Origin of the sequence: Coleofasciculus sp. C1-SOL-03 (assembly GCF_040220555.1) — a bacterium.
Taxonomy (GTDB): Bacteria; Cyanobacteriota; Cyanobacteriia; order Cyanobacteriales; family Coleofasciculaceae; genus Coleofasciculus.
In genome coordinates, this window is the sequence record NZ_JAVJUO010000070.1 from 1 (window position 1) to 12,703 (window position 12,703).

The following is a 12,703-nucleotide window of genomic DNA, read 5'->3' on the forward strand; positions in this document are numbered from 1 at the left end:
GTAGAGACGTGCCATGGCACGTCTGGAAGCTGGGGGAGCTTACAGGTGTAGGTTTTTTATTTTAGGGTTGGGACAAGACAAGGAGGACAAGGATGGAAAGAAGACAAGGGGGAAAAACCGTACAAAATTAGGTTCGGTCAACCTCACTTCTAAAAGCCGAAACGCCCTATTTTCGTTCTCACTCTTCCTTGTCTACTGGTCTACCTGTCTTCTAAGTCTTACCTCAACCCCAATTTAAAAAACCTACCCTTATGAGAGCTGGGGGAGCGGGGGAAGATAGGGGAGATAGGGGAGGTGAACTCAAAACTCTACCTTACCTATTGCCCATTGCCCATTCCCGATTGCCTATTCCCTGTTCCCTGTTCCCTGTTCCCTGTTCCCTTTCCTAACCAAAATGTCCCGCTTTAGACCGATAACCAAATGAGCTTATTATCAACTCGCCAACTTTCTCTGGCGTATGATGGAACACCTGTGATCACGAACCTCGACCTGGCAATTCCTGTCGGGAAGATTACGGCTTTGGTTGGACCCAACGGCTGTGGCAAATCAACCCTGTTGCGGGGACTGGCGAGGTTGCTCAAGCCTTGTGCAGGTACAGTTTACTTAGACGGGACTGATATTTTCAAGCGCTCAACCAAAGCTGTGGCGAAGCGACTGGGAATTCTCCCCCAAAGTCCAGTAGCTCCAGAGGGGTTGACGGTTCGAGATTTGGTCGCTCAGGGTCGTTACCCTTACCATAACTGGTTGCAGCAATGGTCAAAAGATGATGAAATCCTGGTGGAGAAGGCGCTTTTCATTACAGGGATAACCCAACTGGCAGACCGAGTATTGGACACGCTTTCGGGTGGACAACGACAACGAGCTTGGATTGCTATGGCACTAGCTCAGGATACGGAGATTCTGCTATTGGATGAACCAACAACGTTCTTAGACTTGGCGCATCAAGTCGAAGTATTGGATTTGCTGTATGAGTTGAACCAGAGCGAAGGGCGAACGATTGTTATGGTACTGCACGACCTGAATCAGGCGTGTCGCTACGCCAATCATCTGGTTGCCGTGCGCCAGGGTCAAGTTTATACAAAAGGAGAGCCAATGCAAGTTGTGACGGAGGCGATGGTGCGTGAAGTGTTTGGTTTGGAGTGTCGGATTGTGCCTGACCCGGTAGCGGGGACGCCGATGTGTGTACCAATGGGTCGCTGGGTGTAAGTAGGTGGACACAATAGTGGAGATTGTCATTTGTCATTCGTCATTTGTAAGGCTTTGTGGTTACTTTATCAAAATAATAACTGCATAGGTTCCCAGACTTCAGAGATATAAAGGATTATGCTCCTTCCTACATAGTCCCCTCAGGCAATATCTGAGGGTTTTTTTTGACTTTTCACCTTTTTTTCACAATTGTTCGATAGGTTTAATCATAGTTGTTACCCTGATGTGGAAGTGATTACCCACCCCCTGCTGACATGGCGGGGGTCTTTTTTTGTCTATTTTTTGTCAATGTTGGTCGGTGCGCCGATCATCAGCTTCATATCTTGATTTACACTCTTTACAGGAAAAAGCAATGACCAATGACTAATGACCAATGACAAAGGACAATTGATGAGTTCAACACTTCAGCGTCAAATTCAGCAGTTTTACGACGCCTCCTCCGGACTGTGGGAACAGGTTTGGGGCGAACACATGCACCATGGTTATTATGGTCCGCTGGGTCGTGAGAAAAAAGGTCGGCGTCAGGCGCAAATTGATTTAATTGAGGAACTGCTGAATTGGGGTGATGTGCAGCACGCCGAGAACATCTTAGATGTAGGGTGTGGGATTGGCGGAAGTTCTTTGGACTTAGCCCAACGGTTTGGGGCTAAGGTACAAGGGATTACCCTGAGTCCCGTCCAAGCAGCGAGAGGAACAGAACGGGCAAAAGAGGCGGCGGGGTTAGAGGCTGAGGTGGAGTTTCAGGTGGCTGACGCCTTGGATATGCCGTTTGCGGATAATCGTTTTGATTTGATCTGGTCATTAGAAAGTGGGGAACATATACCCGATAAGCGGAGATTTCTGGCAGAATGCTACCGAGTTCTGAAACCTGGGGGGACATTTCTGATGGCGACGTGGTGTCATCGTCCGATTACGCCAGCCACGGGAGACTTGACGGTGGATGAAAAGCAGCATTTAGAGCAAATTTACCAGGTTTACTGTTTACCTTATGTGATTTCATTGCCAGAGTACGAGGAAATTGCCCGTGAGTTATCTTTTGCGGATATTCGCACTGATGATTGGTCAGATGCAGTCGCACCGTTTTGGGATATTGTCATTGATTCAGCCTTTGAACCCCAAGCATTAATCGGTTTACTCAGAAGCGGTTGGGGTACAGTGCAAGCGGCGCTATCGTTGGGGTTAATGAGTCGAGGGTATCGGCGGGGTTTGATTCGGTTTGGTGTACTCTCTGCTCAGAAATCTTAACAGGAAGCTTTTTGAGTTAACTCCTCCATCTCCCCATCTCTCCATCTCCCCCTCTGTCTTTTGCTATACGGACATTTCCATCAACAAATCACCAATAACAAAGGACATAAGACCCATAACCAATAAATGAAAAACCTTAGCCTCACCCTCTAAGCCTTCCACCTGCGTCAAACCCTCACCGACGCCCCCGATCGCGTGGCGGATGATGCGGCTTTGAACGTCCTGATTCATATTATCATTGCCGTTGCGATCGCACTCCCCATCGGTTTAATTCTGCGACAGATTCGCCATCCATCCAAATAATGTCCTATAGCAATCCTAAATAGGTTGTGAAAAATCAAAAAATAGAAAAAAGCTTTGAAACTCTTTCCCATTGCCCATTCCCCATTCCCCATTCCCGAAAATTATCAGATTTTTGGACATGACTCAAATAGGATTTCTATCTGTCCTCCAAACGCACCATGGCGCATCTCTATACCCGAAACCCTTCAGCTAATACTCATCCTCCTCATCCAACATAATCGTATCCTCATGAAACACCCCAGTCTCTTGTTCCGCACCCGCCTCTAACTGTTCCTCCTCAGTTTCTGACTCAGCGAATTGCCAATCGTCGATCTGTTCTGTCTCCCCAGCATACTGCTCTGTATCAGACGGGTGTTGTCCCATCTCGTCCAATTGCTGCGTCTGGCCACTATACTGCTCTGTATCCGACACCGGGGCTTGGGTTATCCACTCATCCACTTGCGCTGTCTCGCCAGCATACTGATCCGTTTCCGACACCGTGGCTTGGGCATTTAACTGCTCACGGTCAAACTGTTCGGTTTCCCCATCATAGCGATCGCTCCCTTGGGAGTAAATGGTTGGTAACATGGGTTCCCCTTCGGCACTCTCAATGAAAATCATCGGGTCATCTTCAAACAAATGCTCCTCTTCGATGGTTTTCACGAAGGGAGAGACAACCAAGGATTGGTAATAAGACTGAAATTCGTCCCAGGAAAAGAACGCCCCACTTTTAACCGCAAACTGTTTATTCGGTTCATCTAACTGGGCGTCTACTAAACAAGCATTGGTCAAATTCGCTGAGGTTAAATTAGCACCCCGCAGATCCGCCCCCAATAAATTCGCCCCTTCTAATTGCGCCCCTTTGAGATCCGCATCCGCTAAATTTGCCCCAACTAAACTTGCCCAAGCTAAATTTGCCTGTTGTAAATTAGCTGCGGCTAAATTAATCCCACTTAACTCAGCCGTCGATAAATCGGCATGGATCAGATTGGCTTCTGCCAGCATCACCCGATTTAAACAGGCTTGGGGTAAATGAATCTGCGCCAAACTCTGTCTCGCCCGTTGCCAAAATGTGGTAGGAGATAGGGCAACAGTGCGACCCATAAAACTTAACAATTGATCGGCATCAAAGTCCTGGGGAATCTCTGGATTGCCACAGGGCCAAAAGGGAAGATTGGCGTCTCTGGCGGCTGAACAGAGGATTAAAAAGACATTTAATCCCACGGTGGCATCAATTTGTAACGTATTCAAGGGATTATTCAAATCCCGCAACTGTTGGTGAACCCGATGAGCCACCCCTTCATCAAACCACCGTCCGCGACAGTAGGCGCGATAGAAGCGATAGAGTCGTTGAAATAGCACGGGGAAGGAAAAGGCGTCGGCGTTCCGCTGTTGCTCTCGTCGTAGTCTCTCAATTATCAATTCTTCTATTTGAGGAGACAACAACCCATAACCCAACAATTGATAAAGATGTTCAGCCAGATGAAGGGATGAGTCAATCACAAACGAGACTTCCCCATACTGGTTGGGCAGCTTTTGCGTTAATGCCTTCAGTTGCAGGGCAAGTTCTTCAGCGGCTAAATAGTCGCCTAAACTGGGGTGAGAAAACTCAATCGAGAGGGGGGCTGATGTGACGTTCAGGGACACGTAGATTTCCTTGAGGGAAAAGGGTTCGGCAAATAAGGGTTCGCTTAAGGAGAGGGAAAGTTCCGCCCGATAATATTCCCGATCCAAATCCAGGGTCAATTGGGGTGTGGAAAACTCTTCCTCCTCATCCTCTTCTGGAGGGGTGTTGAGGGTGTTACTTAAATGACCCAACCGGACAAACTTTTGCAGTTGCGCCAAGGGTAGCGCATTTTCGGCAATCACCTTGAGCAAATGACCCGCGAGTCCATTACTTAACCGTTGGGTTAATAACTTCGCTTCCGTTTCCTCTGCCCCATTCGCCACAAACCAGGCGATCGCTAACTTATTCATCTGCTTCACCAGAAAGGAATTTGCTACAGATGACAAGGCTTGTTCGGCTTGAGAATCACTGAGACGCCCGGGTCGCAGGGTTTTCAGCAGAGCAATTAATTGGGGATCAACCAGAGGTTCATCAATATTCGGTGACGCCGGGACTTGGGCGCGGTTGACCCAGGGTCTTCGCAGTTGAGCTTCTTGCTCTAAAATTCCTTCTAATGCGTTCAGATACGCCACCTGAAAACTCAGCCAGGTGCCTTCACTCCGGCGTAAGGGCTTCTTGCGACTCAAAATCCGCAGCAACCCCACCGTTAACTGAGACAAAATCGGCGCGACTTGCCAAGCGACGGTTAACGGTAACTCCAACACTTCGGTCAAGACACTAATCGCAAAGGGATTCAGACTCTTAACCTCCATGTCTTGGGCAATGCGAAACGCAATGCCCGCCAACTGGGCGTTATCCTGTCCCAGTTGGGCAAGTTCAATGTGGCGTTCTGCTAGCCAATGGCGAATGCTCAGGCTCATGCCACCCTAACTACTCCAAAACGATTCCTCATCTTATTGTGGACTCTATTGAACGGATTGCGAATCACCCAAATTTACGGTTAATTGGGAATACAATGATGGACAATAAACGGTGAACAATGAATTATCAGTTGTTTTCTATCTGTGTCCAAACGCGATTTGCCCCGATTTCATCTCCATACTTCCCTGCCTACTCGCCAACCTGGGGGACATAAGTTAGTCATCCGACTCGCAAGAGGCTCTAAGGCATCGAGTTTAGCAGAAACGGGACACTTAAACGCCAAAGTGATCAGAAACAGGCGCTTCAACCCAGACCGCCAGCGCCGCCAACGAGAGTTGTGGCGGTGGTCGTTGCTATGGTTGATCATCGTGTCCGTTATCGGCAGCATGGTCGTTGGTGGTCTAGTATTACTCACCAAACTGCCACCTCCAGCAAATTGCCAGCGCATTTCTCCTTTATCCCCAGATAGCGAACGATTATACTGCGCTCAACTGGCTGCCCAATCCGGAGAATTTGAGCAACTTAAGCAGGCGATCGCGATCGTCCAATATTGGTCGCCTCACCATTCCCTGTATCCCCAGGCGCAGCAACTGCTGCGGGAATGGTCTCAAATGGTACTGCAACTTGCTCGAGAAACCCTGAATCAGGGAAACTATACCGATGCCCTGAAAATGGCGATGCAAATCCCTGTAAGTAGTCCCCTATATCCCGAAGCTCAAGCCCAAATCGCCACCTGGAAACAGGAACGAATCGAGGCTCAGGCAATTGTCAGTCAGGTTCAAGATGCCCTGAAAGTACAAAACTGGCAACAGGCGGCTAAGTTAATCAGCCAACTATCACGCCTGAATGACCAATACTGGAGTGTATCCCGCTATGATACCCTGACCCAACAGTTGGCGGCAGAGAAACAGGCGTGGACCCAACTCCAAGAGGCACGGGATTTAGCCCAATCGAATCAACTGACCCAGATCGAACAAGCGATCGCATTAGCAGCCAAGGTCGATCCTAACAGCTATATTAAAGCCCAAGCTCAGAGTGATCTGTCGAATTGGAGTCGCACCTTACTTAAAATTGCCGCCACTCGTTTCCAAAATCAAGAGTATCAGGGGGTGATTGAGGTTGCCCAAGGCATTCCGATTAATACCTCTCTGTATCAAGAGGCTCAAGATTGGTTACGCTTAGGGCAAGCCGGAAAACTGGTGCAACAAAACACGATCCTCGCCTTCATTGACGCCTTAACCGCCGTTCGCCAACTTGATGCCAACAGTCCGGTGCAACAATCAGCCGCCGCCCAAGCGGTGCAGTGGGAGGCTCAACTCCAAGATCGCCTCCAGTTACGCCTTGCCCAAATGACTGCCAGTTTCGAGCAACGTCCCCTGCTACAGATGGCAATCGAACAAGCTGCCCTAATTACACCCGATCGCCCCCAGCGTATCCAAGCACAGACCAACATAGCCCAGTGGCGCAAACAAATTCAACAGATCGACGATCGCAATACCCTCAGAACTGCCCAACAGCTAGCCGCCGGCGGTACCATTGATCAATTAAACGCCGCCGTCACCCAAGCCCGTAAAATTGAGCCAGGTCAACCTTTACGCCCCGAAGCCCAAACTGCGATCGCCCAATGGAATCGCCAAATCCAAACCCTAGAAGACCAACCCATCCTCGACTTAGCCCGCGCCTTCGCCCAACGTCGAGATTTAATTGCCGCCATTTCCACCGCCAATCAGATTCGTCCCGGTCGAATGCTGTATGCTGAAGCTCAAAGCGCGATCGCCCAATGGGTTGCCCAAATCCAAACCGCCCAAGATCGTCCCATCCTCGAAGCCGCCGCCGCCCTAGCCGCCCAAGGACGATTTGACGCCGCGATCGCCACCGCCGCCCAAATTCCCCCAGAACGAGCGCTTTACCAACAAGCCCAAGCCGCGATTAATCTGTGGAAATCCCAACAGAATGGAGGGTAGGAGGATGGGGAGCTGGGGGAGCAGGGGAAGCAGGGGAAGCGATGTAGAGACGCGCCATGGCGCGTCTGGAAGCGGGGGAAGATGGGGAAGATGGGGAAGATGGGGAAGATGGGGAAGATGGGGAAGATGGGCAAGGTAAATGATCCATGACTAGAAAAGGGTTTTATGTGTAGGGGCGGGTTTCACTACTATCATTTTTTTGTTCACCATAATGTCACTAAACCCGCCCTGTCTAAATGACCAATGACCAATGACCAATGACCAATGACCAATGACCAATGACCAATGACGAATAACCAATGACCAATAACGAATGACCAATGACCAATGACCAATGACATAAGACAAATAACGAATAACGAATGACCAATGACCAATGACCAATGACCAATGACATAAGACAAATAACGAATAACGAATGACGAATGACCAATGACCAATGACCAATGACCAATGACCAATGACCAATGACCAATGACCAATGACCAATGACCAATGACGAATAACGAATGACAAATGACGAATAACGAATGACAAATGACGAATAACGAATGACAAAAGACGAATAACGAATAACGAATGACAAATGACAAATCAATCCACTCAAATCCTACTCATTGACGATGACCCAATTTTCCGATTAGGTTTAGTCACTGCCTTAGAAGCCTTTGCTGATTTAGATATCGTGGCTGAGGTGGATACAGCAACAGCAGCCCTGGAACGTTTAACCACCTTACTCTCCCAAGAACAGGTTAATTTAATTATCTTAGATTTGGCATTAGGGCGATCGCTCGGCAGTCCCCTAACCGGACTATCTTTATGCCAGCAACTTAAGACAGATTATCCCAACCTACCCATCTTATTGCTAACCGCTCCATCTGAACCCAATCAACTCACCGCCGCCAAACGTTTAGGAGTGGAAGGGTACTGTACTAAAGGATGTGCCATCACCTTAATTGTGGAAGCCATTCGACAAGTCAAAGCAGGTGAATCCTATTGGCAAATGTTACCCACTCCCGCCAATTCATTACCTCCCCCTCGTTGGCATACCCAATTACGCCAGTCAGGATTACAACAAATTGAAGCCGCGTTAAAACAGGTAACGGCACAACTTCAACAGGGGAATTTATCCCGCCTAGACTGGCTATTTTGGACGGGACGCCGCCGAGAGTTATTAACAGCCCGTTGGCTGGTAAATCAGCTATTACCGACAGATTCCGGACTGGTTCCCTCTAATAATAGTAATAGCCCGGTTGAACCTCAGCCCCGTTTAAATCCTTCATCATCTCGTCCTCCTGTTCCCCAAAATCGTCTGCGCCCATCCCCCACGAGTGCCTTATCCAAAACCTCCTCTGAGGCGTTGCAGTTTCAACCGTCTACACCCCAAGCGATGACCTTGACCAAACTGGATTCAAGTTTGGCAAATCTGACGAATACTCCCTTGGAAATCGATATTTTGCAAGTGGAGAGACGCCAGGAATTACTGCGTACCGTCCTCTACAAGTTTGAGGAGATGCTGGATGCTTTGCGCTTTTCTCAGGTGACGATGGAGCAATTGACCCAGAAGCGATCGCGCTTATTACATGATTTATGGCAGGTTTCTCTCACTGACTTTTTTGGTCAATACTCAACCTTAGTCATCGGCAATCAAACCATCGAAATGGTTGAGATTTTGCGGCAAGATCAGGATGTCGTGCAAACGGCTATTTTGGACAAAATTCCTTTGGTGATTGAGTTATTAGGGAATCGCCTCTTTGAAGCCCCCTTGATGATTGATAATGTATCCTATCCTGCCCATACGCCAGAAGCCTTGGCGCGAGCAGAATTATTGTTGCAGAATCTAATTATTCAAGTTGCTAATGGGGTAATTCAACCCCTGCTAAATGAGTTTTCTGATATCGAGATTGTCAAACATAATTTTTATGATAAACGCTTAATGTCCTCACGGGAAATCACCCGATTTAGAAATAATTTATCCTGGAAATATCGGCGAAATCAATATATCGATGAACCCCAAGCCATTTTTGAAAGTCGCTATGATTTATTTGTGTTGAGCGAAATTGGTATCAAAAAAGTCGCCATTTATTCTCCTCGACGCCAAGAATTAGAACAACTACAGGGTACTCAGTTAGCCGTCACCATCGCCTATGAATTTCGGGATGCGATCGCGCCACGTTTACGGGGAACAGTCGGCTGGGTTGGTAAAGGCGTAGTTTATGTTTTAACCCAAGTCTTAGGACGAGGAATTGGTTTAATTCTACGGGGCGTTATTCAAGGCGTGGGTAGCGCATGGCAAGATACATGGTTTGGTAAAAATGGGGAACGGGGGAAGTAATAATTAGGGGTTGCTGAATAAGTCTTGTGGTGGGGTAGGGAGCAGGGGAAGCCGGGGAAGCCGGGGGAGCAGGGGACGCAATGTAGAGACGTGCCATGGCACGTCTGGGAGCAGGGGAAATGATATGGGTGGGTTTAACGGATAACCCTTGGATACCAACGAAGAACTTGACTAAACCCGCCCTTTCCTCAATCCAAATGGAGGGGTGTGGCACACCTTATTTGGTGGATTAGAATTGTAGGGGCGCAAGACTTGCGCCCCGTTTAAACGTCAAATCTATTCCACAATTTTAGCTGTGTCAGTCCAGTAGGACTTCTAATCAGAAATCATGATTGTTTTCGTGCCTGAATAGGCTAATCAACCAGGACAAAAAGATGGAATCTTGACTATCATCATGTTCAGACCAAATTGTACCATCAGGCATAATTGCCCCACTCCAATCGGCTTCCTTCAGATTAGCGGCACTCACCTCTGCACCAATCAAATTTGCTCCCTGTAAATCTGCATGTTCCAAATTCGCCCAATTTAAATCCGAATTACTCAAGTTAGCACATCTCAACTTAACTTGACTAAGATTAGCCCAATTCAAAATTACTCCACTCAAATTTGCCCCACTTAAATTCGCTCCTGTCAAATCTGCCCAACTGAGAATTTCTTCACTTAAATTGACACCTTGAAAATCCCGTTGTCCGGCTGCATATCGTTGTAGCAATTCCTCCGCCGTCATTTTTATCGATTTATAGTCTCTAAATCGATGGCTATAGATATGATGGACACAAGGCTCTATTGGTTCTCTGCCAATACAGAAATAAGCAAGCTGCATACTGTTATATCCCCGATAAATTAACGTTGCAATTTTCGGTCATTTCAGGGAAAAAGTAATTGAACTAAATCTTAATCAAGGGTGAACGTGATCGCAGTTCAGGCTATACTGAAATCGGTGTTAAGCGTGACTGGAAAATCGCAGACACCTGACGCAAGGCAATGCTAATGAGTGACAAACGTCACATGGGGAAGATGGGGAAGATGGGGAAGATGGGGAAGATGGGGAAGATGGGGAAGATGGGGAAGATGGGGAAGATGGGGAAGATGGGGAAGATGGGGAAGATGAGGGAGAAGATTCCCAATCAACAATGAACCATGAACAATCAACAAATGACAAATGACGATCCTCCCCGTTAACTTTAATTTTCTCCACCTATTCGCCATAAACAACCTACGCTCCTCTAATAGTTGAGCGTAGGCTTCTGGCTTTATTCTTAAGGTAGTAAAATGCGCCTGGATTCAGACTCCCCTGAAATGGCTAAACTTGCCCCGACAAAGGCATGATGGTTTGGGCTTCTTGCCCTGATAGTGGAGGCTGATGAATGGGCAACTCCTTAGGCTAAAGTTTCTGGGCAGTATCCTAGTCCCATGGTAAACTGTTGGCGAAACGCTTCAATATCAGTCTTGTCAGGGTGACCATGAGATACCACAGCGACTTGGTAGCGACGCATGACATCGATGGGAGATTGTCCGGTATCGAGGCTCCAAAACGCCATTTGCAAGCGCATGTCAGGTTGGAACGGAATTCCCAATTCGCGCATGAAGGCTTGGAAATCTCCATGTTGCTGAGGCGTGAGGGGATGGTTCATTTTAACTTTAATTACCCAGCCATCAATTTGATGAATCACCGTTGTATATTGAACGGGAAGCTGGATCATGGAGTGGAGGTACTCGACCACTCGTAAGGTTAAACTCGCATTCGCTAAAAAATAAAGGTAATCCATAGGGCAGCTAGGAGTGGAGTCCAAGGAAGTGCTATACCTTCATTCTGACAACGGGGATCAAGAATTGGTAGGGGAAAAGCCCCCGCTATCAACTGGGGGATCATACCCAATTCCGGGCTTCTAGTCCTTGGTCTTTGGGGATTCGTACCCGATGGCACAAGGCAAGTCGCGGTATAGAGTAGAGCTACAACCCTGACCCGTTCCCTCCCTACCCCAGTTGTCCAACATTACCCATAAGCTGTACTTGATCCGAAGAACCACCGATGACGAATGACCGATTGCTTTCCAGCTATAACTATGATCTGCCAGAAGGTCGGATTGCTCAAACACCCATTTCTCCTAGAGATAGTTCTCGTTTGCTGGTGGTTGAGTCTCCAACTCAGCATCAACACCGCATTTTTCGAGATTTACCTCAGTTATTGCGTCCCGGTGATCTGTTGGTTTTGAATAATACCCGTGTGATCCCGGCTCGACTTTATGGTCAGAAGGTGACGGGTACGCCTGTAGAAGTATTATTGCTGGAGGAACGGGGACAGAATTGTTGGTTGGCATTGGTGAAACCGGGACGACGATTAAAAGTGGGTTCAACCATAGTCTTTGAACCGGATCAACCTATGGTTCCAGCCAGTCATGGGGAGATTCCCCTATCTGCAGACCCACCAAGACAGGGTAATACAACGAAGAAATCTCTGCTGAAGGCAACAATTATCGCCAGAGATGATGCCACCAAGGGGCGTATATTGCAGTTTGACCTACCTAAGGGGGAGTCCCTAGTCACCCAATTAGCTGACTATGGTCAAGTGCCTTTTCCGCCTTACATCACCGATTCTGAAGCTACACCCGATCAGTATCAAACGGTATACGCCCAAATCCCCGGTGCCGTAGCCGCCCCGACAGCCGGACTCCATTTCACCCCTGAACTCTTAGAACGGTGTCACATCAGCGGCATTGATCAGGCGTCGATTACCTTACACGTTGGTGTTGGCACATTTCGCCCGGTGGAGGTAGAAGATGTGACAAGTCATCAAATGCATGGGGAGTGGTTAGAGATATCCGCCGCAACGGTGGCAAAAATTCAGCAAACCAAAGCCGCCGGGGGGCGGGTGATTGCCGTTGGCACAACTGTGGTGAGGGCGTTGGAAGGGGCAGCGGCGAATGGGGAATTCCAGCCCTATTGTGGTAAAACCGAATTATTTATTTATCCCGGCTATCAGTGGCGGGTGGTTGATGGATTGATTACCAACTTTCACTTGCCCCGTTCCACGTTGTTGATGCTCGTGAGTGCCTTGATTGGCAGAGAACGGCTGCTGAAGTTGTATGCTGAAGCGATCGCGTATAATTATCGATTTTACTCCTTTGGTGATGCCATGCTGATTTTGCCAGAAGCAGTTAACCCTTAAAGGGCGAACCAATC

At 48.1% G+C, this 12,703-nt stretch carries 11 protein-coding genes; 7 read left to right on the plus strand and 4 right to left on the minus strand.

From position 1 onward, the window contains the following. Positions 1-420: 420 nt before the first annotated feature. Complete coding sequence (locus RIE73_RS11190; protein WP_446401239.1) at positions 421-1,206, plus strand: ABC transporter ATP-binding protein; 786 nt, start codon at positions 421-423, stop codon at positions 1,204-1,206. Between the two features lie 390 nt (positions 1,207-1,596). Continuing rightward, the gene (locus tag RIE73_RS11195; protein WP_446401265.1) at positions 1,597-2,451 is read left to right on the plus strand and encodes a methyltransferase domain-containing protein; all 855 of its coding nucleotides are present in this window, start codon (positions 1,597-1,599) and stop codon (positions 2,449-2,451) included. A 492-nt stretch (positions 2,452-2,943) separates the two neighbouring features. Here the strand turns inward: RIE73_RS11195 and RIE73_RS11200 are convergent, their stop codons facing one another. Continuing rightward, complete coding sequence (locus tag RIE73_RS11200) at positions 2,944-5,220, minus strand: pentapeptide repeat-containing protein (protein ID WP_446401240.1); 2,277 nt, start codon at positions 5,218-5,220, stop codon at positions 2,944-2,946. Positions 5,221-5,364: 144 nt separating this feature from the next. Here RIE73_RS11200 and RIE73_RS11205 point away from each other — a divergent pair, with 144 nt between their 5' ends. Then, positions 5,365-7,185, plus strand: a complete 1,821-nt coding sequence (locus RIE73_RS11205; RefSeq protein WP_446401241.1) for a hypothetical protein — start codon at positions 5,365-5,367, stop codon at positions 7,183-7,185. A 203-nt stretch (positions 7,186-7,388) separates the two neighbouring features. On the opposite strand, the gene RIE73_RS11210 is transcribed toward RIE73_RS11205, so the two are convergent. After that, positions 7,389-7,778, minus strand: a complete 390-nt coding sequence (locus tag RIE73_RS11210) for a hypothetical protein (RefSeq protein WP_446401242.1) — start codon at positions 7,776-7,778, stop codon at positions 7,389-7,391. Between RIE73_RS11210 and RIE73_RS11215 the strand changes: the two genes are divergently transcribed. Next, entirely contained in the window at positions 7,772-9,520 is a 1,749-nt protein-coding gene (locus RIE73_RS11215) for a DUF3685 domain-containing protein (protein WP_446401243.1), read from the plus strand. The genes RIE73_RS11210 and RIE73_RS11215 overlap by 7 nt on opposite strands. Before the next feature lie 95 nt (positions 9,521-9,615). Next, positions 9,616-9,753 (plus strand): hypothetical protein, encoded by a 138-nt coding sequence (locus RIE73_RS11220; protein WP_446401244.1) that lies wholly within the window; start codon positions 9,616-9,618, stop codon positions 9,751-9,753. Between the two features lie 86 nt (positions 9,754-9,839). Here RIE73_RS11220 and RIE73_RS11225 read toward each other — a convergent pair whose 3' ends face one another. Then, on the minus strand, positions 9,840-10,343 hold the full coding sequence (locus tag RIE73_RS11225) for a pentapeptide repeat-containing protein (protein WP_446401245.1): 504 nt from the start codon (positions 10,341-10,343) through the stop codon (positions 9,840-9,842). 167 nt (positions 10,344-10,510) lie between these two features. Between RIE73_RS11225 and RIE73_RS11230 the strand changes: the two genes are divergently transcribed. Beyond that, entirely contained in the window at positions 10,511-10,657 is a 147-nt protein-coding gene (locus RIE73_RS11230; RefSeq protein WP_446401246.1) for a hypothetical protein, read from the plus strand. Positions 10,658-10,899: 242 nt separating this feature from the next. Here RIE73_RS11230 and RIE73_RS11235 read toward each other — a convergent pair whose 3' ends face one another. Further along, positions 10,900-11,289 (minus strand): hypothetical protein, encoded by a 390-nt coding sequence (locus tag RIE73_RS11235; protein ID WP_044206533.1) that lies wholly within the window; start codon positions 11,287-11,289, stop codon positions 10,900-10,902. A gap of 263 nt (positions 11,290-11,552) precedes the next feature. Between RIE73_RS11235 and queA the strand changes: the two genes are divergently transcribed. After that, positions 11,553-12,689, plus strand: a complete 1,137-nt coding sequence (queA, locus tag RIE73_RS11240; protein WP_446401247.1) for a tRNA preQ1(34) S-adenosylmethionine ribosyltransferase-isomerase QueA — start codon at positions 11,553-11,555, stop codon at positions 12,687-12,689. Positions 12,690-12,703: the final 14 nt, after the last annotated feature.

Bases quoted from the DNA above. Each gene is read 5' to 3' on its own strand.
- RIE73_RS11220 (WP_446401244.1), top strand. From the start codon at position 9,616: ATGGCACGTCTGGGAGCAGGGGAAATGATATGGGTGGGTTTAACGGAT.
- RIE73_RS11225 (WP_446401245.1), bottom strand. From the start codon at position 10,343: ATGCAGCTTGCTTATTTCTGTATTGGCAGAGAACCAATAGAGCCTTGT.
- RIE73_RS11195 (WP_446401265.1), top strand. From the start codon at position 1,597: ATGAGTTCAACACTTCAGCGTCAAATTCAGCAGTTTTACGACGCCTCC.
- RIE73_RS11190 (WP_446401239.1), top strand. From the start codon at position 421: ATGAGCTTATTATCAACTCGCCAACTTTCTCTGGCGTATGATGGAACA.
- RIE73_RS11230 (WP_446401246.1), top strand. From the start codon at position 10,511: ATGAGTGACAAACGTCACATGGGGAAGATGGGGAAGATGGGGAAGATG.
- RIE73_RS11200 (WP_446401240.1), bottom strand. From the start codon at position 5,220: ATGAGCCTGAGCATTCGCCATTGGCTAGCAGAACGCCACATTGAACTT.
- queA (WP_446401247.1), top strand. From the start codon at position 11,553: ATGACGAATGACCGATTGCTTTCCAGCTATAACTATGATCTGCCAGAA.
- RIE73_RS11235 (WP_044206533.1), bottom strand. From the start codon at position 11,289: ATGGATTACCTTTATTTTTTAGCGAATGCGAGTTTAACCTTACGAGTG.
- RIE73_RS11215 (WP_446401243.1), top strand. From the start codon at position 7,772: ATGACAAATCAATCCACTCAAATCCTACTCATTGACGATGACCCAATT.